Here is a 22,154-nt window from a genome sequence, read left to right as displayed (position 1 = left end):
GCGAACGCGGCTACGATGAGGACGGCAAGAGTCTTCTTGAAAACGGGTTTCATGTAAATCCAGGTGGAAGTTAGGGAATGTCAGACCAGAAGAGCGATGCAATGCCTCGAATCACTGCAATGCGAATACATTTTAACGTATGACCGATTTCGCATCGACGAACCGCTATGTAGCGTGCGCGACGGCAAGCAGCCTTGCAATGGGCCTGCATCCCATCGTCAAAACATTTTCCGCAGCTAATGCCCAACGCTGACTGACTCTATTTCTTTATTGCATCGACCGTGCAGCTCACAAATAACGCGAGAGCCGGCTCCATGTTCGCAAGGGACACCGAGGCGGTCTCCACTGTTGCTTCAGTCATGAAGGGCGGTTTGCGTGCGCTGTCATAGCGCGCGTACGCATCGAACATCGCGGTTATTTGCTCCACTGCGAGCAGTGCGAAGGTCGCGCTTTTCGCCCGATGAGCCTCCAGGTTTTCTCCTGGCGGCACCACGTCAATCGCTTTCAGCGACTGCACAAGGGACTTGAGTGAGGTATGCAGCTGCCACGCGCTGAAAGCTGGCCGCGAAGCAAGTAGCGAAAAGCGACCCGGATTCGGAGACAGTCTAAATGCGGAATTTGCTGCAGTCAGATAGACCTCTTCTGCGGCAGAAACGGGCTCGATATGGGCGTCGATGAATTGTGCTGTATTGACGCTCTGGGGGACGGCATCGCGCCGGAACGCAGCACACGTCTTTTCGTCCATGGCGCCAAGTTCGTATGTCGCCGCTATTGGAGGCGCCGCACCGGCGCTGCGGGCAGACAGAAGTATCAACAGGGCCGCGGCCGCCGCAAGTTGTCGCATGTCGCTCTCCTCATCGCTCGCAGTAATTTTCATTCGCGCGCTTCGAAACGGTTGGTACGATGGACTACCCAAGCCGGTGTCGATGCCGTGATGCTTTTCGTCAAATGTTTGCCGGCAGCTCCTGAGGTGAGTTTGTCGAGCAGACCTTGGCCGCTACGCCGACGCTCCTGCGAGGGCGAGAGTTTGCTCGGCTTTGAGCAAGCCTTCCACCGTTCTTGCTTCGGCCTTGGCGATACCACCAAGCGATGCTACTGACAACTGGCGGCCAAAGGTTTCGAACGCCCGGCATAACCGTGCATAGTCGACATCGCTCATTAGCCATACGCCGCCTTCTTTCTCCGCAACGTCGGTATGCAGCATCGCCGCGTGCGCCCATTGTATGCACTCAATTTCGTCTCGATGGTATCCGAGTCGACACAGCTCTTCGGCAACGAGTAACCGTCGGCCTAAAGTCGTAAACAGCGCGCGCGAGCCATGACCTCGCCAGAACGCGTCTAACCCTGCGTAGCACTGCAAAAGCATTGTTTGCTTTACGGGCTCTTGTGCAGCCCGACTGAACGTAAGCGCTCGGAGCAGCGGTGACGTGGCAGGTCGGGTGTGGTTTCGGGTTCGCGACTTGCTAGACATGATGGGGTGAATATCCTTCCATAACTATGACGACGCGATGCGGACCCCTTGCAACTCTGTTCTCGCCTGTAGGTGCACCGGATGGTGGGCATACTGGTCCTGCGCATCCATGGACTTGAATTCGGAGTAGAGAACGACATCGCAGGCATAGTCCACTCGACTAACGTCGGACTCCGACCTCAAGATATCGCAGGCCCGGGATTCGGCCGCGCCTGCCCTCAAAATATGCGCCTGACCTGCAGCTGCATCCTTCCGTTCCCTGGCTGACTCTCCACGGAGGTCCCACATCACGATGTGCTTAAATCATCTGCTTCCTCTCGGGTCGCTACACAGAGGGACAGTCCGGCCGAGCGTAATTGTCGACCGCAAACACGGGGAGGTAGTTCAGCAGGAACCTGACGTGGAATACCCGGAGCTGCGGGTCGGTTCAGAGCTAGTGCGTCGCTGCGACTCGAAGGCGTCGAGTCGCGCTTGCGCAATCTCGCGCGGGTGTTGACAATGGTACGCATCGAACAGTTGTGAGCAAAGCTGGGCAAGCGACTCGAGGCCAACGGCCTGGTCTGCGTGCTCGACCTCGCCTGCGCTGAGCACGTCATCGAGAACCGGGGCGAGACGACGCAGTCGCGCAAACATCGCGGCTTCTAGTTTCATTTCGGACCTCCTGTGGCCAGATGCGAAGCGCACCCTGAGACACTCAGCCCTCAGGCGATGCTTCACGAGTGAGTTATGCCTTTCCATTGCCGGCGTATCGACGTGACCGGTCACGGCGATTGAACCCTACCGTGAACTGTGCAGCCGAAGCAGTTCGAGCAGGCGCGAGGCTGCAAATGGCTTTCTGAGAAACGCCGACACCCGCAGGTGGGGCGGCGGTGTCGCCACCGCTGAGTTCAGAAGGACAGGAATAGTTGCGAACGCAGGCTCGGCCTTGAGCGCACCGATGAGGGCGAGACCGTCCATGACCGGCATCATGAAATCAGAAACCACGATGTCTGGGCGCCTTCGGCGTGCTGCCTGCCGTGCCTCATCCCCGTTCGACGCAGTCATAACCTCGTAACCTTCCCCGCAGACCAACGTCTCAAGCGCCTGAAGCAGGTTCATGTCGTCGTCGACCAGTAATACCGTCACCATGACCCGGCCCCAAAGCGATGGGTTTTCACTTCTCTGTTTGCCGGCAACGGCTATTCCGTTGCTCGCGCGCGTTGCAGAGGTTCAATGCCCGCTGACTTGCCGAGCTTTGCGCTGTCATCACGGCGAGCGCTGTCTCGTTGAGACAACAGTAGGCTTTGGCGAAGGGCGAGTCTACTCTACGGTTGGATATGCCGACGCCGCGTTAGCGTAACTCGCTTATACGAGCGTATAACCGCGGTGAGGGGACTTATCGAGCGGTGTCATACTGCAACAAACAGGCAAAAGCGCTCCGCGTATCGGACCGATACAGCGCTTGTGGGTTCGCCCGGTAGATTTTTTCATTCTTTAATTAATGCGGGAATAAGAACCGAACAGTCGGAGAAGTCGAAAGCGCCGGCTATTATCCGGAGACCGATGCAAGCGGCTGGTGCAGTTACGCAAAGGGGAGACGTTTTGTGCGGCCACTAGGTTCTTCACATGAAAGCAGAAGCTTGCGGTACCTGGCGACATTGTGGCTTGGAGGCTGTATCGCGCTCGGAGCCGTTACTGCAGCCTGTGTCCTTCTGGACCAGGAAGAGAGCACCGCTGGCTTCCTGCTACTGGTTGCCGTTGTTCTCCTGTCCCTGCTGGACAGCTTCATCTCATCGGTCATTTTCTCGGTTGTCGGCGCCGCGCTGCTCAGCTATTTTTTCACGGCACCCATCGATAGCTTTCACATCAGCAAACCCCAGGATTCCTTCGCCCTTGTTGCCTTTCTCGTCACGTCACTCGCCATCACCACCCTTGTCAGGCGGATTGGCCGCATTGAAAAGACGCAGCGCGCGCAGGCACAGCTGCTGGAGCTGACACACGACATCATCATTGTGCGCGATAAAAATGACGTCATTACGTACTGGAATCAGGCAGCAGAGTCGCTCTATGGATGGAAGAAGGAAGAGGCGATGGGGAAGTTCATCGACGAACTTCTGAGGTCGGTGTTCCCGCTGCCTCGCGACCAGCTCCAGCAGATTTTTCTTCGCGACGGCCAGTGGGAGGGCGAGCTAATTCACACGAAGCGGGATGGCACCGAGATAATCGTGACGAGCCGCTGGGCCCTGCAGCGCGACGGCGCGGGAAACCCGTTGGCCACGCTTGAAACCAACAATGACATCACGCAGCGCAGGCGCGCCGAGGACCTGCTTCGAAAGAGTCAGGCGCAGTACTTCGCGGAAGCGCAGAAGCTAAGCAGGACCGGCAGTTTTGGCTGGAATTTCTCGAGCGGCGAGGTCTTCTGGTCCGAGCAGAGTTTCTCTATCTTCGAATACGACCCGGCTGTGGCGCCCACCATCGAACTCGTCAGGCAGCGGATGCATCCAGAGGATATACGCGTGCTCGAGGAGTTACTTGCACAGGCGAGCGGTTCCAGTGCCGACTTCGACATCGAGCATCGTCTGCTTTTTCCTGACGGACGCATCAAGCACCTCCGTGTGGTTGCACACGCAACCAACGACCAGCCAAACAACAGGCTGCTCATCGGGGCCGTGATGGACGTGACGGGGGCGAAGCAAACAGAGGAACGGTTGCGGCATGCGCAAAGCGAACTGGAACGCGTAAGCCGGGTAACGGCGCTTGGTGAGCTGAGTGCATCAATTGCCCATGAAGTGGGGCAGCCCCTTTCCGCCATCGTAACGAACGGTGAAGCATGTCTGCGCTGGCTGCATCGCCAGCCTCCGAACATGGAGGAAATCGAGAGCTGCGTGAGCCAGATGACGGACCAGGGAAATCGAGCTGCAGAAATCGTGCAACGTGTGAGGGCGCTCATGAAGGGGGCGCCGCCGGACCGGGCCCCGATTGCAATCAACGACGTGGTCGAGGAGGCGATTGCTGTAATCACGCGGGATATTGAGCGCCAGGGTGGCTTGCTGACACGTCGTCTTGCCAGCGGGCTGCCGCCGATACTGGGCGACCGGGTGCAGCTCCAGCAGGTGCTCGTCAATTTAATCATCAACGGTCTGCAGTCGATGGCGAGCGTCAGCGGCAGGCGCGAACTTATCGTCCAGTCCCGCCTTGACCCTGAAGGTAATGTTGTCGTGGCAATAAAGGACTCGGGGGCTGGCATCCAGGAGGCCAATCTTCCGCAACTCTTTGAACCGTTCTTTACGACACGCAGTTCCGGCATGGGAATGGGGCTGGCTATTTCCAGTTCTATTGTCGAAGCCCACCGTGGGCAAATCTGGGCCTCCAATAATCCTGACGGCGGTGCGACATTCTCGTTCAGTCTTCCGCCAGCCATGACGCAGGAGGAGGTACGAAAGTAATACAGGTCGACCGACGCACATGGTTCGGTTCACATATGCAGTCGTGCGATGGCACTGAACGCCGTTGTGAAGTAATCTGCTAATCAGGAGAGGCGTTGGCACCGACCACACGTCATCCCGAGAGAGAATAATCGAGGGGCCCCATTTTGCACATTACGCCAGTCGTTTCGATTGTCGACGATGATTCAGCCGTCCGTGTTGCGTTAGGCAGCCTCATCCGGTCGCTTGGCTGGCACGCGCGCATGTATGAGTCGGCAGAAGAATTTCTTTCGTCCGGGCAGGCCGCCCATACCGCCTGCCTGATTTCCGACATCCGCATGCCCGGGATGTCGGGTATCGAGATACATGAGCGCCTGCATGCCCAGGGACATACCCCGGCCACCATCTTTATCAGCGCATATCCGACCCCGGCATTGCAGGCAAAAGCGGTGAGTAACGGCGCACTTGTCTTGCTGCAGAAGCCTTACCAGGCCGCTACTTTGACTCACTGGCTCTCGGTCGCTCTCGGAAATTCCTAGCGAATCATCGACGCTGTGCAGAAGTTTTAATGCACGACGGCGCTCAGTGGTGACCGCCGTGGGGCAAACGGGGCTCGATACCAAGGGATTCGGCCTTGCGGACGAGGTCCGGCATCGAGCGCGCCTTCATCTTGCGCATCACCTGTCCACGGTGGACCTTGACCGTGATTTCGCTCAGGTTCATCTCAGAGGCAATCTGCTTGTTCTGCAGACCGGACAGCACAAAGCCCATCACCTCTTTCTCGCGTGGTGAAAGGGATTGGTACAAAGCGCGCAGACCGGCTAACGCAGTTTCTGCCGTGAGCCGCTCGCTGTCCCGCGCCAGGGCCTGAGCCACTGCGTCGAGCATGTCCTGTTCCTTGAACGGCTTGGCAAGGAAGTCCAGCGCGCCGGCCTTCATCGCCTTCACCCCCATCTCCATGTCTCCATGACCGGTCATGAATACGACGGGAATGCGCATGCCGCTATTGACGATTTCCTGGTGAAAAGCCATGCCGCTTTTCCCGCGGAGCCGTACGTCGAGAATGAGGCAACTCGGCCCGGCGGAGTGAGGAAACCGGAGAAATTCGTCCGGGGACTCGAACGTTTCGACGCGCAAGCCTACTGAGCGCATAAGCGTGTCAAGGGCCTGCCGGATTCCCTTGTCGTCATCGACGACATAGATGACCGGACCGTCGGCTCCTGCGGTTCCAGTCGTCATTCGGTGGGTCGGACCAGCAGTCATCTGTGAACCTCGCGACGCCGGAACGCGGTCGCATCACATCACAGCGGAGTGGGTACTCCACCATTGCCGGACAGCGCCGGAAACTGCACGGTATCCGGGCGACAAGTCAATTTCAGTACGCAGGCGTGCGCAGAGCGGGGATGAATCAAGCGTCGTCGAGTGCGGCATGAAGTGAGCGTGTTCAGAGCGGCTGGATATTTGCGGCCTGCTTGCCCTTCGGCCCTTGCTTGACCTCGAAGCTCACTTTCTGGTTTTCCTGCAGGGATTTGAAGCCATTTCCCTGGATTTCGGAAAAATGTGCAAACAGGTCTTCCCCGCCGCCGTCCTGCGTGATGAATCCGAAGCCCTTTGCATCGTTGAACCACTTTACTGTACCTGTTGCCATTTTCCTGAATCTTCCAAAAAGTTTTGTCTTGTTGTCACGTTCAGCGGAACGGCCGAACGCGACACTTTCTTTGTACCACGGGAAAATGACAGCCGACAACCAGGGGCGCTACGCCTTGCTTCCGAAAGTGTCGAGACCGTAGCGCGAAACCGAAATCAGGTCACCCCGCGACTTTAACCGTCTGTGCGAGAGCCCAACGTCAGTGACGACTACTTCCAGTCGGGTGGTCAGGCCGCTCGGCGTGGCGAAACGAGACGTGACCCCTTTGGCGCGCCGGAGTTACCGTTTCGAAGAGTACGGAGTGCGAGCGCCTTTCTGAACTTCTCGGGGTGGACGTCGTGCGGCTAAGCGCAGGTCAAGCGTATGCCACAGCATGTCATGGCAGTTCTCATCGGACGCGAGTTCGCAAGTGGTTCGACTTGTCACTACTCACCAGTGCGTCCGCTCCGGTCGCGTGCTGGGCCCCTGCCATTGACCGGCATCACGGTCGAAATGGCATGTTTGAAAACAAGTTGTGAACCTGAGCCAGACGCGAGCAGAACTACAAATTGGTCAAAGGCGGCCAGTTGACCGCTCAGTCTGATGCCGTTCACGAGGAATACGTTTACGGCGGTCTTGTCGTTCACGAGTATCTGCAAGAAATCGTCTTGTACGTCCGGGCGTGCGGTCATGTTCAAGGTCTAAGCGATAGGTCCTTCGATTGTACCGGCGAGAGGGGAGAGCTTTGCCCCACTACTCGAGGCACTCTCCACAATCCAGATTTCAAAGCTCCTGTCGAGATAGAGACTTGCCTGGGCCGCAGGACCTTTGCGGGCGCTCCTGATGATTTCCACTGAAAACGAACCTGTCGCATACGCCGTTTGGCGCACAGCACTCCGTGCCGCCAAGGAATTAAACTGAACACCCTAAAGGAATTTTATCGCCGGTCAGGGGCGTGGCCCTCGGACAGTGCGGTTACGCAGTTCAGGCGTATCCATTTCGCAACGGATTTAGTGGGTTTAGAGCGTGAAAACCGCCAGCGGATAGGCGGTTTTCACGTAAATAGGTTAAAACTGGGGAGTGCTTACGGAACGGAAAGCATTATGCCACGAGCTGCGCACGTCGTTTTCGCCCTAGACCGGGCAGCTAAGGTCGCCGCGGCGAGCGATTTTTTCGCCGTCAATCGTTCCGAATTTTACTGCGTCGTTTGCGCGAAGCCAATGCGCCGGACCGCTCCTAAAACAGGGTTTCCATACTTCGTTCACGCTCAGCGCTCAACATGTCGGTTGGCCGCGCATTACGCGCTGCGTGCGGCTGCGCAGCACGTGCTGATGGAGAGCCGCTTCGCCAAAGTGCCCGCGCTCGTCGAAGGTACGAACCGCATTCACAGTTTGCTGGTTCAATGGACAGACGGCATCGCCGATATCGAGGTGGCCCACTTGCCGGTCGACTTCCTGGCGGAGACGACCGACGGGCAAGTCATCATCGAGTTAGTGATTCCGGGCTTGCCACGCGCGGTGTCGCGCGAGAGGTTGGAGCGACTGAAAGTGCCCACGCTCGAAATCGTTTTGCCTGACCCGACGCGAGTGCGTGGATGGGCTGACCTGCGGCAGCACCTCCTGCACGGCATCGATAACAAGAGCTGGATATTCCCGCTCACCAGGGACCAAGGCCCTGTACAGGCGCTTCCCAAGGAAGACGAATGGCATGCGCCACCCGGCGCGGCTCAGGGAATCCGTCCAGACAACTTGTCAGCCTGGACTTCGCCGCTGGCATTCGCCGACAACGCGTTCTACCGGCAGATGGGTCGCGCTGAGCAACTGGAAGTCTTGCAGGAACAAATGGGAAAGCGGGTCTCTCGGTGGCCCGACGCTGTCAATATCGAGGTCAGAGGGGAGGGAGCGTTCGGCGTCGACCGACGTGTATGGCAAGCGGATGTGTACGGCCGGTGGGTTTTGAGCGCGGCGGCATCGGCAACCGTTCCTGAGGTGGCGTTCGCCGACGTCTACGACTATCTGTTGGAGCGCTACTATGTCGAGGAGCGTGAGGAGCCGCACGCGTGGATAGCGGCTTTTTACTACCTGCAGGCACTCGTCGAATACGCCGTCTTGGTGCCCCTGGTTGAGGATATCGATGAGCCGAGCTATGTGGTTGCCCGTGGAGGCTCCCAGCGGACCGCCTATGGACTTGTATGGAACGCCAAGCCGACACTTTCAGCCAGTCAACTACGATTTCTGTCCGTGCAGGCAGGGCTGCACATTCCAATCGACATGGTCGGGGAGTTGCTCGACAGCTTCGACGAGTGCCACCCGGCAGTACCGGTCCTCGACTATGCGGCCGTCTTGTCGCGCCGCTTACACGCGCTACCGCGCAGCGTTATCGCGTTCCTCCTGGACGCCGGGTTGGCCAGCGAAGGTTTGCCACCGGTGACACCAACGACTCAACAAAACCTTTTCTAAGCGAGGCGCGAGCAAGCCAGTGCTGCCCCTATTTCAGCAATGCGCTAATCCCGGCCATCAATTCAGGCACACCCATGTGAAGTAGGTTAGCCGCTTTCTCGAGCCCGAAAATTACGACCAGCAAGAGACCGTAGCCACTTTCCGCAGCAATGGCTTCTTTTCAAAGATGCGTCCTTGCGGCATGTCCGCCAGTGGCAGCAGGCCCCGGTGAAGGAGAAGGACGGTCGCAATGGTGACAACTATAAACGTTGGTGCCAGGGCCAGGGTAGTGGAAGCTGCTGTAAGTGTGACCAACGTTTCGTATGCTGAGCTCTGCTCGTCAGCCAACGACCGGGCGTGGGCGTATATGACGGCAAACGCCCCGGCTATCGCGACCGGCAGGAGCGATACCAGAACGGAGGCCCACTCGCCCCGTCCGCCCGTCGATTTCAGCGCGCCCACCGCAGGACCGATGCAGTAAGAAGGGTGACAATGCCCCCGACCCTACAAGCTTGCCATATCACAGGCGGAGCTAAAAGCGTAGACCACTACCCGTACCACAAGTCGCGTACCCACTGTTGCGGACATTTTCGGTCGAGTAGGACGGAGTACGTTGCGCGCAACTCTGCTATACGCTTCCAAGGCTGAAGTTAGTTGGTTCAACTAAAGAGACCGCAAGTAGGCGTCGATGCCGCATGGCCAATTTCGTGCCGACAGGCGCTGGAACATGACTCGCGCCAATGCATGTACGGGGGCCTCCACTACTGTGCGACACACGCGAGTAGAGCGTTCCTTCGCGTCGTACGGGCGTATTTAAATGCCTGCTGAGCGGGTACGGGATTATACTTAGGTATTAGTCTGCAAAACTAACGTACAGGCAAGGCCATTTAATAATATCGTATTACATAAGAAAAATTCTTGGCAGCGCCGCGAACTTCCCGTAATAAAGGATATTGAATGAATGTGCTCGTCGCAGACGATAATGAGTTCGTCGCGGACAGTCTGGTTTTCCTGCTCGACTGCATTGGTCACCACGCCGTGATGGCGCACGACGGGGAGACAGCGCTGGAGTTGCTCCATGCCGGCGCTTTCGAACTCGTTCTCCTGGACGAAAACCTCCCCGGCATTAACGGCAGTGCCATCGCGCTGTCGCTACTGGACAGGCCGGAGTTCCCTCGGCCCTTTGTTGCCTTGACGGGTGACAGCGAGAGCAATGAAGAGTTGGCCCGACTCTTCGATGTGTGTCTGCAAAAGCCATTCTCTTTGGAAACGCTCATGCGGGTCATCGAAGACGCGCGGAGCAACAGTAATGCGAGCTGTCTTCTGGCAGCCTAGCCCCCTCGTCATATCCGCAGTCCACCAACAGGACGACGAATTCCTCGTCGCGATATTGTAGCCAGCTACTTTTCGATATATCTATATGGATAGGACTCCATATGATACATTTTTGTATTTTGAGGCAGCGCTGTCCGGATAGTCGCAGTGGATGCCTGACCGGGTACAGCCCGAACTGTCGGAAACCCTGGGGGCTCCCCGTGATACCACCCGTTATAAATGTTGAACGCGCAACGGACAATCGTCGCGTTTTGCGAACAATCAGTTTGAGAGAAGAGCAGTCACATCCCAACCGGTACAGTGAAGTGGTTTAACGATGTGAAAGGCTTTGGATTTATCGCGCCGGACGACGGTGGCGAGGACCTGTTTGCGCACTTCTCCGAGGTTCACGCAAAAGGATTCAAATCGCTGCAAGAAAACCCGAAGGTCAGCTTTGACGTGAAGCAAGGGCCGAAGGGTAAACAGGCGGCCAACATACAGCCCATCTGACACCTCAGGGCACTCGCTGTCGCGTAGCCACAGGGTGTCATGTACGCACGATTAACTGTGCCAATGGTTCTGGTGGAGCTCCGAGGAGGGGACTCTATGCGAAGTTTGTGGCGCATGCCAAGGCTCGTGCTGCATAGATAGTAAATGGCGACAAATTCTCACGCCAACAACAGAGAGTAGGCCAAAGCATCTTCTGGGATTTCAAATCACGTGAGCCGACCATCTTCGATGGTTTGCCACGAATTTTCGGATGCCGAACCATGAAAGTTCTCAGCCACCATGAAATAGCGAAGTTAGTTGTTGTCTACGGCTCCACTGAACGCATAGCACCATCCGACCCCGACGTATTGGCTCTTCAGCGAGCTAATTTGGTGGAGGTGTTCGCAAATAAATCGGACCATTTGAAGGTCTGCGTGACCGAAAAAGGCACGGAGTTTCTATCGCGGCTTGGGTTTGCATGAGGCGAAGAGCGGGCTCAATCAAGATTCATGCGTCGCGACCAGACGCGCGACGAAGCAAAGTTGTAGTTCGACCGTGATACGGGGGGATGCGCCTGCGTCCGCTGTATCTGGGCGGCCGCTTGGGCGTCTCGTTGCTCATGTGGAGGCTGGGCAAATTACTGCCATTTGCATCCTGGCGCGAACAGCGTTTGCTCGCAGGCTCACGCTTCGCAATGGTCCTTGGAGCGTAATGAAGCTTGCGCCTACGGACGTGGTCGGTCCACTGCGACGCAAGAGTCACACGATTATTGTTATAGACGGCAGGTTGTGCGATTTCCAGACCTGACTCCCCCTCTGTGGCGTGCACGTGCGAGCGCGCCCCTGGCCAGTCAAGCTATGGCTGTCATCGCTTGGTCACAACCAGACTATTCGCCCCCTGGTTCCCGGGTAATGAAAATGGGGCGCCACGGTCCATACCTATTACAACCGCGAACCATACTGGACCGCTACCCGTGACATCAGCGAAGGACGCGTGACCGACATCTAGTCGGCCATCACGTCAAAACTAAGGGCATGCGAAGCGTGGGGGAGATGATGGCCGACGGCAACGAAAGCTCGAACGGCACGGCACCGATAGCATGACCGCCGGTGACGGCAATCTCCCCGTCACCGGAGTGTGTTACCGACCGGGCACCGACCAATGGTTATGGTCGACTACGTGCATAAGCCCTGCCGACCCAGGCACAACCTTTATGGCGTGCGCCTCGACAAACGGAGCCCGCTCGCTGCCTGGAAGCCTTCAGCGCTCGCAGCATAGAGTGGTGTGGCTGCCGATGCTGGCCTCAAAAACGAAAGCAGCATCTCGACATGCATCGCGGACACTGCCTCGATGACAGCTGGCTGCGAGTAGTCCCGCCCGACGAACGCTTTGAGCGTGAACCGATTGGACACGACGTAATAGCCCATGCCGACCGGGGTCACATAGAAATCCAGCGCGTCCACATCGGCCCGGAATTCTCCGGCAGCTGCGCCGCGCGCCAAGGTTGCGCTTAACAAGCTAATCACCGGGGAAATGGCCTCTCGCTGTTTTGGCGAGCGTGCGAGATATTGCCCTCACGCCTCGTCAAACCTACGCGTGGTCACTTCAGGTGAAGGAGGACCGGCCCCTCCAATACCTCAGGTGCGCCCGCACCGGTGCTTCCGGCGTTTTTCGCAACAAAGTCCTTCGCTTTTTGAACGCTCTCGTCAACACCTGCCTTGTCCTGGCAGACGGTCACCGAGAGGCCACCCTCGCTAGTGCGCACGAGCGTGTATCCGACAAAACCTTTTACTGAGCGCATCAGCTCCTCAATATCCGCCGTGCGCTGTTCCAGCACGTCGAACAATTCCTTGGCTCCTTTTCCGGAATATCTCCTTACAACGGTATGCATGGCTTGCCTCCTGTTGGTGAACCATAGGAACGACCATGGCTGGCGCGCCCGTCCAGCTGCGCCAGCTGGCAAGGTCGTGTCAAAACTTGGGCCGCATCGCCGCTTCGGCCCGCATGGGGCGTCGTGGCTGCTATGAATTGTAGTCAGTGTCCAGCCCTTGCATCCGCCAAGATGAAGAAGCATTGCCACCATGGCAAAGAAACCCCCGATTCTTTCGACCCCGACGGCAGAGATACGTGACTTCCTCAAGCGAACGCCAAGAGGGCCGAACCGTGCAGGGCACTGCGGCACCTCGCCTAGTCAGTTTGGAAAAGGGGGACGTTTAGCGGGCTCAGCGCCAAGCGACTGCAGCAGCACCCTCCCGTCGACAGTCAGCGCAAGCACGGCGTCGCCGTTTTCTGTCGCGATGATATGGACTAGCCCCGCTTCGTGTAGGGCGATGATGTCCGGCGTTACCGCGTTCGTCTTGGCCGACACATTGCGCAGGCGCAAGAGCGTCGCGAGTTCCTGCGCGACCAGCGTCACGGGACGACTATGAGCACGATGCGTCGAAGAAAATCTGCCGTCATAGTCTTTTGCCTCCATGAACGTGTTCTCCCTGGAAAGTTGCAGTCGCAACTGACCGAACACACCAGTTCGCCGATTAGCTGCACACCATCAGGGAAGGTTATCCCGCGAAACTGCCCGGGAGCAGTTACGATGGCCTGTTTTGCCGGTCATTGGTTCTTTCCTGCCAGGGCGGACGGCAAGACAATCTGAAGCCGCTCAAGTACCGGAAGCACGACCGTTACCGTGGTTCCTGTCCGTCCGTCGCCACTCGCAATGGAGACCGTTCCACCATGGCATTCAACCAGGTACTTTACGAGCGCGAGTCCTATTCCCAGGCCGGAATCCGCCATCGAGGGCCGCGAGCCGAGCTGCGTGAACATGTCGAACACATAGGGAAGCTTGTCGGCAGGAATGCCATATCCGTTGTCCGTCACTGTAAATTTCACTGAGCCCGGGGACATTATGGCGTCCTGGTCAGCCGGCTGTTCGACAACAGCGGCGAGTTCTATGTGGCTGCCGTCGGGTGAGTACTTGGCGGAATTGCTGAGCAGGTTGACGAGCACCTGCGTCAGACGGGGCGCGTCCGCGTGCAAAGTGACAGGCGCGAGCGGAGAATGAACCGTCAGATGGTGCTTGCGTGTGTCCATTGCAGGCTGTACCGCATGCACGGCATCCCACACGATATCGGCAAGCTGACAGGCACCCATTTTCACCTCCACCTTGCCGTGGCGGATGCGGGACGCGTCGAGCAGGTCATCAATCAGCCGTTGAAGTCGTCCCATCTGCCGTTGCGCTATTTCCAGTGCACGCGTTGCGGCAGACCCGCTTGTCCCGAGGCGATTCAGAATCTCCAGAGACGAGACGACGGGAGCAATCGGACTTCTGAGCTCGTGACTGAGCGTCGCGATGAAAGCGTAGGTCCGCTCTTCGGTCCGACGGAGGGCCTGCTGGGCTTCCTCTGCTTCTGTCGCCCGTTTCTCTGCCAGTCCCTGCATACGGGTAACCTGCATCGCGGCCCCCGTAAAGTCCGCGAGGCTCGTTAGCAAACGCAGGTCCTCAGCGTCGAAGCGGCATGCTTCGTCATGCGACATGACCCAGATGGCGCCCCACGGCCCGTCACTAATCGGGATGGGAACGAGCAGGGCTTCGACAACTGGTGGCGAGACTGTTTCTATCGACGGGAAATAACGTTGAGGCGTCTTGAACAGTTCGGGCTTGCCCATCGCCAGCGTGACGCCGCACAGACTGTCGCCAAACGGTTGATACGTGTCAAGAAGGGGGGCACAGTGACCTGCGAGCGCCGCCCACCTGAAGCTCGCCGGTTTGTCCGGGGGAGACTCCAGTACACTGATTCCGGCACTGCCAGCCCGGCAGAGCCGGGCCGCCTCCGAAGCCAAAAGCTCGAGCATCACTGCGTCGGACGTCGCGAGAGCACGGGCAAGCCGTCTGAGGACCTTGGCCTCCACCCCATAGTTCGGACGGCGGCTTGCACGCGACGAGAGCTCGGCGGTAATCAGCGATTCCTTGTGAGCTGCACGTATGCCGACGGCGGTCGAAGACAGGTCAATAGCGAAGTTCATGGCTGTAACCAATCAATGCGAACACAGTTATTCACGCCGGGACGGGCGTGCAATGCCGGTGACGTTGAACCGCACCGGCGTAGCAATCCTCGTTCGACTACAGGGCGCGCACAACGGACGACCGCCAAACCGGCAGGCACCACCAGCTTCGCGGTCGCCGCTGCACCCGGGAGGCTGGCTTCAGCCTGCACGGACCTCAATGCGCCGCGGCTTCGCCTCATCGCGACGCGGTATCGTCAGTTTCAGGACACCATCCTTCAGCGCGGCTTCAATCCGCGATGTGTCGAAGTCGTCACTGACAGTGAACCGGCGCGAAAAGTAAGGCGCACGCACCTCGGCATGTGTCAGTTGGAGATTCGACGGTACCGGGACGACTGATTCTCCCTCGATAATCAAACTGCCGTCGTGGACCCTGACGTCCAGCTTCTCCTTCGGGACGCCCGGCATGTCGGCCAGAAGCGTGACCGCATGACTGTCTTCGACGATGTCGACGGCCGGCGTCAGCGTGACCCGGCGCCGCGCTTCGTCCGACTCCTGTCGGGTCACGGCGCCGCCCTCCTCGCGTTGGGCGATTTGCGTGTTGTCGCTCATGATGTCACCTCGTTACTGGACAGTAATTGCACGGGGTTTGGAGGCTTCGCGTTTGCCGACTGAAATCAGCAGGCAACCGTCGATATAGCGCGCCTGTACCTTGTCGGGGTCGGCGTACTGCGGCAGTTCGATAACCCGACGGAAAGTGCCGCTGAAGCGCTCCTGTGCATACTGCCGCGTGCCTTCCGGCAACTGCGCTTCGCTGGTCGTCCGCTCGCCGGCGATAGTCAGCAGGCCCTTGTCGACCGAAATATCGAGCTTTGACGGTTCGACGCCGGGGGCGAACGCGACGATTTCTACCGAGTCGTCGGTCGTCCCGATGTTGATATGAGGAAATGTGCCAAACCGGCTTGAACGAAGGCTGGACGGGAAGCCGCCGAACAGGCTGGACATCTGGCGTTGCAGCCGGTCCAGTTCGCTGAAAAGGTCGGTCCCAGGATAAACGTCACTCATGGTCGCTTTCTCCACTGGCGGCAAGGGAGCGAACCGGCATACGCGCTTCAGTCCGGTCGTCCCATGCTCCGGACAATCAAGGTTGAAACACGCAGCGGTCGCGAACAGGGGTTCGCGAACGACTGCCTGAGCCTTAATTAAGATAGGTCGCGCGAGAAGATTTTCAAGGTGCTCGCGACCAGAATTTTTCGACTTGAAAATCCGCTTTGCCGCCCATACAGTCGGCGCACCAATATTCACTGGGAGACGACCGTGGAATTCGATACGGACTGGAGAACGCTTGGCAAACACCGCATCAAGCTGCGCTCCACAAAAGGCTTTCCGACCGAACTGATGCAGCAGGTCACAGAAGTGACGCGCCTTGCCGTCGACAACAACATGAGCGCGAGGGCGCGCATTGTCGAAATCGTTTTTCGACATGACAAGGCGTACGACATCACCATCGGAACTACGCTGGGGGAAGACCGGATTTGTGCAGCGCAACTCGAAGCCGCGATTGCCACGGTGATGGGATTGCTACCGGGAGCAGGTCAACATCTTTGTCCACGCCGTCACGCAGGAGGAGGTCGACCTGCACTTCGGGGTGTACGAACGGATGCTGGCGGAAAAGCTGGGGGCGGTGCCACCGATACAGTGAATTACCGGATTTCGCGGCGACTCTTATTCGGGTTGGTATGCCAACTTCTGTCGATATACGTTTTTCGATATTGACTTATCAAGTCGATTTACTAAATTCGTGTTCGCCATGCAGGGACGGTGGGCATGGCGTAGTTGTAGCGGTCACCGCCAAACCGGCGAGCTTTCGCGCGGCTGGTTAGTGCATCAAATACGGCCCGCTCTTCATCGGCGAACATGTCACGAGACGTCGCGCATACGGTCGCATCGGACAGGCTGAGGCAGTGCCGTGTATGGCAGGTCGTTCCGGCGTGCGCCATGCAGCGGTCGGACGTACCAGTCCATCGCTCCTTCAACGCTGGCACGTCCAGCATGCCCATCACCGGTTCCCCCCGGTGAAGAAAGGCAATCAGGGTACCCCACAACGGCAGGCCGATGATGAAGCTTGCCGTGCCGTCGATAGGGTCGATTACCCAGACGTAGTCCGATTGCAACTGTTGCTCGCCGTATTCTTCCCCGAGGATGCCGTGGTCCGGATATGTCGCGCGAATCGTTCCACGCATTTGTGCTTCTATGGACGTGTCGGCAATGGTCACAGGGCTGCGGTCAGGCTTGGTCCCGGTATCGGGATGGCGCCGGAAGTACGACATTGACACGGCAGCGGCATCGTTCGCGAGCCTGGCGGCGAACAGCCCAAACCCGGACAGTGCGATTTCCATAAGAGGACACTCCCTGTGACACGGTGTTAGTGCAGCGACTGCCAGCGGGAGACGGCTTTGAAAAACTGTACGGCTTGAACCGTCGAAAAAGTCTCGCATGGAAAGTCCTTCGCCTGGCCGTGCTGCCCGGCCGGGGCAGTCTTCGCCTCGTGGGCGAGCTACGAGGCCGTCGGAGCAACAGTGGCGCGCAGGCAACATGGCCCAATGCTGCGGTCACCGTCCCTTTGCAGACGCACGCACCCGTGAGACCGGGCAGCATTATGGGTGCCCGCCACCGGGAGGCTGATTACTCCAGTCGCGACGTGGACGTATTGGCCGCTTTGCAGGCCGGCTCACATCGCGTTGCCCAGGTGGGACACGCAAGTCCGCTGTTTCGCAAACGGTTTCTCACCTGTTGACTCTCGTCCTGATAACGCTTCTGCGTCGGTTCCTGCCCGCACCGGCAAGTCAAGGTCAAGGTTCGTGCACATGGCTTGCTCGTGCAATGGGAGGTCAGGTAAATACCGGCAGAGCAGCTTTGTTAACGGAGGTTGAAATGAACATACCAGTCACCGAAGAGCAGATTCGAACGCTCGCTTTTTACCTCTGGGAAAAGGACGGTAGCCCGGCGGGTCGGTCGGAAGAGTACTGGGACAGGGCACGTCGGCAGCTGGAGGGCGAGGACGATTCGCCCGCCGCATCTGAGGGAGACGTTGCGATGTAGCTGTTTTCGGCGGCGATGTCGCAATGCCCGGGGGCGCTGTGGAAGACGGTAGCAGTACCAAATCCCGCCACTGTCGCAGTGGTTCTGCCAGACGCACGGTTTGCCTCGTGTGGTTCTCGTGCTGCCGGGTTATCCGCGGGCGCATGCGTGCGGCCGATGTTGCGAATACGACAGCGCCAGTGATTACTGGCTTCGCACTTGCGCCATGTCTACGGTACTTTTGGTCGAGGACGAGGACGCAATGAAAGGTCTCGTGCAGGACATTCACCGGACGTGTCGCGCATCGATTGACTGCAGAAGTGAGACGACTGATGCGCTGCCCCTTCAAGCGACGGCTGGCACGTCGGGCGCCTACGATGAAATGACCGAGGTGCGGGAATCGCGCCTCCTAACCCAGAGGAGTGAAAATCATGGCCAGGCAGGACACTGAATCCAGCGTTTACAGCGTCACGGAGATTATCGGCACCAGCCCGAACTCCTGGGAAGATGCCGCGAAGAATGCTGTGGAAACCGCTGCGAGTTCGCTGCGCGATTTGCGCGTTGCCGAAGTCTGCAAGCTGGACATGAGGGTCGATGGCGGCAAGGTCGTCGAGTATCGCGCGCGTGTATCTTTGTCATTCAAGTACGAAGCCTGAGGGGCGGCTCGCTGCGACGAGGGGTGCATCGTTGGGCCCGACAGAGGACTGTATGGCGCGCCGCTGGTTGTAATCCACAGGACAGCTGACATTGCACAGATTCCCGGGACCAGCCCTTGCTGGCAATCAGATTCCCGCCACGTGGCGTTGTTCGGGGGCCATCGGAGAACGGCTCCCGGCTTACCCGCTACCTTACCCAGATGGGGGTTGTAATGAGCAGTCTTTCTGGTGAACAAGTGGTTGCTTCGCAAAGAGCCAGTTTGGAAACTCTGTCCGAGCTGTGGACCAAGGCATTTGGCTGCATCGAAAAGCTGACTGAACTGAACCTGCGGGCGGTCAAATCGACGCTTGCCGAAAATCAGGCAATCGCAAACGTGGCATTGTCAACCAGAGACCCGCAGCAGCTGTTCGCCTTGCAGGCGAGGCGGACGCAAGCCGCCATGCAGGAAGCACAGTCGTACTGGCGGCACGTGAGCACCATCATGTTCAGCACGCAGGCCGAACTGGCCGCGAGCGCCGAGGCCCAATTCAAGCAGCAACAGCAGAAGGCGCAGGCGTTGGTAGACACGGTCGCGAGCAATGTACCGGTGGGAAGCGAAGCCGCTGTCACTGTGATGCAATCAGCTGTCACCGCTGCCAGTGAGGCGACGAGCGCAACGGTTGAAGCAAGTAAAAAGGCCGCCGACCAGGCACTGGAAATTGCCGAAGACAACATTGAGGCCGCAGCTTCCGCCACAAACAGGGCGACCAAACAAGCCGTTGAACAAGTCAGAACTCCGGCAAAAAGATAAGTGTTACTCAATATGCCTTGTCAATGCTGGAAACTGCCTGGCGGCCTTCGGCTTCGGCGTCCACATCGGAAGAGTCCCGCGTGAGCGGCCGCCTTCTCATGTCCGGGTTGATGACTTACGGGGGCCGCGAGCGCGATACGGAAGGCATCCCGCCATCATCTGCCAGCGATAACCGCTTGAGCCTGGCAGCGCGGATGTCAGTGTTGCCTGCTGACTGCGCAGAAATCCCGATGCTGCGCGTGTCGGCGACGCTGTCGCGGTCGGGACCACCTGCGCGCCGCAGGCACGCATCACGGTGGAGAACTCATCGAAAAAGCGGAAAGCCTCGCGCGGTTACTGGCCGCGCTGGATACAGCCAGCGGTGTTCAAATCGCTGCAGGAAAACCAGAAGGTCAGCTTTGACGTGAAGCAAGGCCCGAAGGGTAAGCAGGCGCCAATATACAGCCGCAATAAGCCATCCAGAAAGATGGCCATAGAGATTCAGTATTGCGTAGTCCAGATTTTCTGAAGGGGAAGAAGGCTCGACGTGGCGGCGACCAGCCTGTCCATGAACGATGAGCCCTTTCCTGGTGTCCGTCATCAGGAACACTCAACCGTTCGTCGCATTGGTCACGAACCTGACGGGCTGTGGCGATGCAAAGTCGCAAGACCGTCATGAGCGGAAAGTAGCCGGACTCCAGCCTGCGATTCGTCGGGCGGCGATTAAAAAACATACTGATAGATATATCAAAAATGATGAACCAGGATACCGCGAGCGGTCACCTCGAACGTAGCATCGGGAACGACCGCCTCAGGCGGGCCTTGGCTGCCCGCCTCGACCGGGCATTCAAACGGGCCGGCATCAGCTCGGCGCGCGCAGCGAGGTGGCTGGGCGTGAATGAATACGAGGTGCAATATTGGCGACGCGGAATCACCGTGCCGCCGTTGAACGCCTGTACGCGTCTGGCCGCCGTCCTCAATCTCGACGTTCACTGGCTTTGCACGGGGCACGCTCAGGTCGCCTAGTCCGCATTTCGTGGAAATGGCGGAGTATGGAGTCGGCGTGCCGCGCGTCCGTTTCATCCTTGTGCTGTCAACTCAGTCGGACTGGCGCGCGGCGACGCACCAGCCGGCATTCATAAATCGGCGCGGCGGCCGCTTGCTAGAAAACCGGGGTATCGATGTGAAGGGAGCCAAACGTAAACGGTCGACTGATGAGGTCCGGCGCTTCAATGGTTGCGAGATGGAGTTGGCGCGAGGTGCTTCGCATATCTCGAGCATGCTGTACGAGCACAGTATTCACGCGGCGGTCAGGGAAACCCTTCTCCAGTTCGAGGAGTGTCACGGCCCCGAGGACCTGAAGGGATTTGCATGTGCACTTCTCGAGAGAATGGAGCAGCGCTGCAGGCCGGAGGCAGTCAAGGTGCTTCATGACTTTATCGAGCATGGTCGCCTGCCAGAGGAGACCCCCCGCGTGCCGCCCAGACCTGGGTCTACCCGGAAACCCATTGCCCCAAAGCAGCGACGCACGCAGTCACGGATGAGTCGGGTGGGCGCACCGACCGAGGCTGGCTGAACGCCACTGGACGGTGCAGCGAAAAGAAGACTCGTCCGGCGCGCACGTCGGAAACGCGGGGTAGCTCCCAGGCAAAAGTACGTTGGTCCATTAACCGTAGCAAGAACCGGAGATAGAACATGTCAAAGCGAATCGCTTATGTAACCGGTGGTATGGGTGGAATTGGAACGGCGATATGCCAGCGGCTTTACAGGGACGGCCTAACCGTCGTGGCGGGATGCGGGCCCAGCTCGCCGCGGCGGGAACGGTGGCTGGCCGAGCAGGCCGAGCTGGGATTCTCCTTTGTGGCCTCGGAGGGCAATGTCGGAGACTGGGAATCGACCGAAGCTGCCTTCGCGAAGGTAAAGAAAGAGGTCGGTGAGATTGACGTGCTGGTGAACAATGCTGGCATTACGCGGGATGGCGTGTTTCGCAAAATGTCGCAGGAGAACTGGAACGATGTCATTGACACGAACCTCACGGGCCTGTTCAACGTGACCAAGCAGGTCATCGAGGAAATGGTCAGCAAGGGGTGGGGCCGGATAGTCAACATCTCGTCGGTGAATGGCCAGAAAGGGCAGTTCGGCCAGACCAATTACTCGACTGCCAAGGCAGGCATTCACGGCTTCACGATGTCGCTTGCTCAGGAAGTGGCGACAAAAGGCATCACGGTGAATACGGTTTCACCGGGGTATATCGGAACAGCCATGGTTCGTGCCGTACGTCCCGAAGTACTGGATGCAATCGTCCAGAGCATACCGGTACGTCGGCTCGGAGAAGCGACCGAGATTGCCTCGATTGTCTCGTGGCTTGCCAGCGACGAAGCGGGCTTCGCGACCGGGGCAGACTTCTCGCTGAACGGTGGCCTGCACATGGGTTAAGAATCGACCCGGAGCGCGAAGGGCGCGGCCCGAAGGCTCACGGCACTAGCGCCCGCGACATGACGCTAGTGCATTTGGCTTATACAGGACGGGGGCGGCGACATTTTCCGAAGACGCGATGGAGGGCGGTCTCAACATGCATCGGACATACGGTTACAAAGGTTTCACCATAGCGGTGGAGGCGGAGTCTGTCAGCGGAATTCCCAGAGGAAAAGTTCTTTCGGTGCCGGTCGGATACGTCGCCGTCGTTTATATTTCCTTGGGCGTAAGTCCTGCAACAATTCAGCCGTTGCGCTTTGGTCGAGACAATGACTGTCCGTTCGCTACCGAAGCCGAAACCTTGATGCGCGGCTACGGCGCCGCTCAGCGCATCATCGACGGCATCATAGTCACGCACACCCCATGGTCAACGCGCTGAGAGCGCGTTCCGTTTGCCTGGACCTGTGTGACGCAACGGCGTCGAAGTCCA

At 58.4% G+C, this 22,154-nt stretch carries 26 protein-coding genes and 3 pseudogenes; 14 read left to right on the top strand and 15 right to left on the bottom strand.

Translation table 11 applies throughout. The features are described 5' to 3' along the window. Nucleotides 1-259: 259 nt before the first annotated feature. The 5 genes from PQR02_RS29835 to PQR02_RS29815 form a co-directional block, all read right to left on the bottom strand. Nucleotides 260-877 (bottom strand): hypothetical protein, encoded by a 618-nt coding sequence (locus tag PQR02_RS29835; protein WP_408240039.1) that lies wholly within the window; start codon nt 875-877, stop codon nt 260-262. A 120-nt stretch (nt 878-997) separates the two neighbouring features. After that, on the bottom strand, nt 998-1,204 hold the full coding sequence (locus PQR02_RS29830) for a hypothetical protein (protein WP_408240036.1): 207 nt from the start codon (nt 1,202-1,204) through the stop codon (nt 998-1,000). 291 nt (nt 1,205-1,495) lie between these two features. Then, nucleotides 1,496-1,759: a Dabb family protein gene (locus PQR02_RS29825; protein WP_408240033.1), complete on the bottom strand. Its 264-nt coding sequence runs from the start codon at nt 1,757-1,759 to the stop codon at nt 1,496-1,498. Between the two features lie 96 nt (nt 1,760-1,855). Continuing rightward, nucleotides 1,856-2,122 (bottom strand): hypothetical protein, encoded by a 267-nt coding sequence (locus PQR02_RS29820; protein ID WP_408240030.1) that lies wholly within the window; start codon nt 2,120-2,122, stop codon nt 1,856-1,858. A gap of 126 nt (nt 2,123-2,248) precedes the next feature. After that, the gene (locus PQR02_RS29815) at nt 2,249-2,599 is read right to left on the bottom strand and encodes a response regulator (protein WP_408240027.1); all 351 of its coding nucleotides are present in this window, start codon (nt 2,597-2,599) and stop codon (nt 2,249-2,251) included. A 491-nt stretch (nt 2,600-3,090) separates the two neighbouring features. On the opposite strand from PQR02_RS29815, the gene PQR02_RS29810 reads away from it, so the two are divergent. After that, nucleotides 3,091-4,896, top strand: coding sequence for an ATP-binding protein (locus PQR02_RS29810; RefSeq protein ID WP_408240024.1), 1,806 nt, complete (start codon nt 3,091-3,093; stop codon nt 4,894-4,896). Between the two features lie 146 nt (nt 4,897-5,042). Then, nucleotides 5,043-5,414 carry a response regulator transcription factor gene (locus tag PQR02_RS29805; RefSeq protein ID WP_408240021.1) on the top strand — a complete coding sequence of 124 codons (372 nt, stop codon included), beginning with the start codon at nt 5,043-5,045 and terminating at the stop codon, nt 5,412-5,414. A gap of 43 nt (nt 5,415-5,457) precedes the next feature. On the opposite strand, the gene PQR02_RS29800 is transcribed toward PQR02_RS29805, so the two are convergent. The 3 genes from PQR02_RS29800 to hfq form a co-directional block, all read right to left on the bottom strand. Continuing rightward, nucleotides 5,458-6,114 (bottom strand): response regulator transcription factor, encoded by a 657-nt coding sequence (locus PQR02_RS29800; RefSeq protein WP_408240018.1) that lies wholly within the window; start codon nt 6,112-6,114, stop codon nt 5,458-5,460. 205 nt (nt 6,115-6,319) lie between these two features. After that, a complete protein-coding gene (locus tag PQR02_RS29795) occupies nt 6,320-6,523 on the bottom strand; it encodes a cold-shock protein (protein WP_408240051.1) in 204 nt (67 codons plus the stop codon). A gap of 425 nt (nt 6,524-6,948) precedes the next feature. After that, nucleotides 6,949-7,194 carry an RNA chaperone Hfq gene (hfq, locus tag PQR02_RS29790; protein WP_408240048.1) on the bottom strand — a complete coding sequence of 82 codons (246 nt, stop codon included), beginning with the start codon at nt 7,192-7,194 and terminating at the stop codon, nt 6,949-6,951. A 594-nt stretch (nt 7,195-7,788) separates the two neighbouring features. Between hfq and PQR02_RS29785 the strand changes: the two genes are divergently transcribed. The 4 genes from PQR02_RS29785 to PQR02_RS29770 all read left to right on the top strand — a co-directional run bounded on the left by PQR02_RS29785 (nt 7,789) and on the right by PQR02_RS29770 (nt 11,225). After that, nucleotides 7,789-8,961, top strand: coding sequence for a hypothetical protein (locus tag PQR02_RS29785; RefSeq protein ID WP_408240015.1), 1,173 nt, complete (start codon nt 7,789-7,791; stop codon nt 8,959-8,961). Between the two features lie 936 nt (nt 8,962-9,897). After that, entirely contained in the window at nt 9,898-10,275 is a 378-nt protein-coding gene (locus tag PQR02_RS29780) for a response regulator (RefSeq protein ID WP_408240012.1), read from the top strand. Nucleotides 10,276-10,560: 285 nt separating this feature from the next. Then, nucleotides 10,561-10,764 (top strand): cold-shock protein, encoded by a 204-nt coding sequence (locus PQR02_RS29775; RefSeq protein WP_408240045.1) that lies wholly within the window; start codon nt 10,561-10,563, stop codon nt 10,762-10,764. Nucleotides 10,765-11,024: 260 nt separating this feature from the next. Beyond that, entirely contained in the window at nt 11,025-11,225 is a 201-nt protein-coding gene (locus PQR02_RS29770) for a hypothetical protein (protein WP_408240009.1), read from the top strand. A 729-nt stretch (nt 11,226-11,954) separates the two neighbouring features. On the opposite strand, the pseudogene PQR02_RS29765 reads toward PQR02_RS29770, so the two are convergent. The 6 genes and pseudogenes from PQR02_RS29765 to PQR02_RS29740 all read right to left on the bottom strand — a co-directional run. After that, nucleotides 11,955-12,305: pseudogene (locus PQR02_RS29765) on the bottom strand (TetR/AcrR family transcriptional regulator); the annotation flags it as partial. Between the two features lie 38 nt (nt 12,306-12,343). After that, entirely contained in the window at nt 12,344-12,634 is a 291-nt protein-coding gene (locus tag PQR02_RS29760; RefSeq protein WP_079482112.1) for a hypothetical protein, read from the bottom strand. A 300-nt stretch (nt 12,635-12,934) separates the two neighbouring features. Next, nucleotides 12,935-13,219: a hypothetical protein gene (locus PQR02_RS29755; protein ID WP_408240005.1), complete on the bottom strand. Its 285-nt coding sequence runs from the start codon at nt 13,217-13,219 to the stop codon at nt 12,935-12,937. 131 nt (nt 13,220-13,350) lie between these two features. After that, nucleotides 13,351-14,763, bottom strand: coding sequence for a GAF domain-containing sensor histidine kinase (locus tag PQR02_RS29750; RefSeq protein WP_408240002.1), 1,413 nt, complete (start codon nt 14,761-14,763; stop codon nt 13,351-13,353). 180 nt (nt 14,764-14,943) lie between these two features. Further along, a complete protein-coding gene (locus tag PQR02_RS29745; RefSeq protein ID WP_408239999.1) occupies nt 14,944-15,354 on the bottom strand; it encodes an Hsp20/alpha crystallin family protein in 411 nt (136 codons plus the stop codon). 12 nt (nt 15,355-15,366) lie between these two features. After that, nucleotides 15,367-15,807, bottom strand: coding sequence for an Hsp20/alpha crystallin family protein (locus PQR02_RS29740; protein WP_408240042.1), 441 nt, complete (start codon nt 15,805-15,807; stop codon nt 15,367-15,369). Nucleotides 15,808-16,059: 252 nt separating this feature from the next. Here PQR02_RS29740 and PQR02_RS29735 point away from each other — a divergent pair. Further along, nucleotides 16,060-16,444, top strand: a pseudogene (locus PQR02_RS29735) (hypothetical protein). A 91-nt stretch (nt 16,445-16,535) separates the two neighbouring features. On the opposite strand, the gene PQR02_RS29730 reads toward PQR02_RS29735, so the two are convergent. Further along, a complete protein-coding gene (locus PQR02_RS29730; RefSeq protein ID WP_408239996.1) occupies nt 16,536-17,141 on the bottom strand; it encodes an inositol monophosphatase family protein in 606 nt (201 codons plus the stop codon). A gap of 484 nt (nt 17,142-17,625) precedes the next feature. Between PQR02_RS29730 and PQR02_RS29725 the strand changes: the two genes are divergently transcribed. The 7 genes and pseudogenes from PQR02_RS29725 to PQR02_RS29695 all read left to right on the top strand — a co-directional run bounded on the left by PQR02_RS29725 (nt 17,626) and on the right by PQR02_RS29695 (nt 22,103). Further along, nucleotides 17,626-17,844, top strand: coding sequence for a DUF2934 domain-containing protein (locus tag PQR02_RS29725; protein WP_408239993.1), 219 nt, complete (start codon nt 17,626-17,628; stop codon nt 17,842-17,844). 410 nt (nt 17,845-18,254) lie between these two features. Continuing rightward, on the top strand, nt 18,255-18,479 hold the full coding sequence (locus PQR02_RS29720; RefSeq protein ID WP_408239990.1) for a dodecin family protein: 225 nt from the start codon (nt 18,255-18,257) through the stop codon (nt 18,477-18,479). Between the two features lie 212 nt (nt 18,480-18,691). After that, nucleotides 18,692-19,270 carry a phasin family protein gene (locus PQR02_RS29715; protein WP_408239987.1) on the top strand — a complete coding sequence of 193 codons (579 nt, stop codon included), beginning with the start codon at nt 18,692-18,694 and terminating at the stop codon, nt 19,268-19,270. 364 nt (nt 19,271-19,634) lie between these two features. Next, nucleotides 19,635-19,703, top strand: a pseudogene (locus tag PQR02_RS29710) (cold-shock protein); the annotation flags it as partial. Nucleotides 19,704-20,002: 299 nt separating this feature from the next. Then, complete coding sequence (locus PQR02_RS29705) at nt 20,003-20,275, top strand: helix-turn-helix domain-containing protein (RefSeq protein ID WP_408239984.1); 273 nt, start codon at nt 20,003-20,005, stop codon at nt 20,273-20,275. A gap of 669 nt (nt 20,276-20,944) precedes the next feature. Further along, nucleotides 20,945-21,685 carry a 3-ketoacyl-ACP reductase gene (locus tag PQR02_RS29700; RefSeq protein WP_408239981.1) on the top strand — a complete coding sequence of 247 codons (741 nt, stop codon included), beginning with the start codon at nt 20,945-20,947 and terminating at the stop codon, nt 21,683-21,685. A gap of 118 nt (nt 21,686-21,803) precedes the next feature. Next, nucleotides 21,804-22,103 carry a hypothetical protein gene (locus PQR02_RS29695; RefSeq protein WP_408239978.1) on the top strand — a complete coding sequence of 100 codons (300 nt, stop codon included), beginning with the start codon at nt 21,804-21,806 and terminating at the stop codon, nt 22,101-22,103. Nucleotides 22,104-22,154 lie beyond the last annotated feature (51 nt).

The organism is Paraburkholderia sediminicola (assembly GCF_046026895.1).
Lineage (GTDB): Bacteria > Pseudomonadota > Gammaproteobacteria > Burkholderiales > Burkholderiaceae > Paraburkholderia > Paraburkholderia sediminicola_C.
Note: the sequence above shows the minus strand (reverse complement) of the source record. Positions and strands in the feature narration are given on the sequence as shown.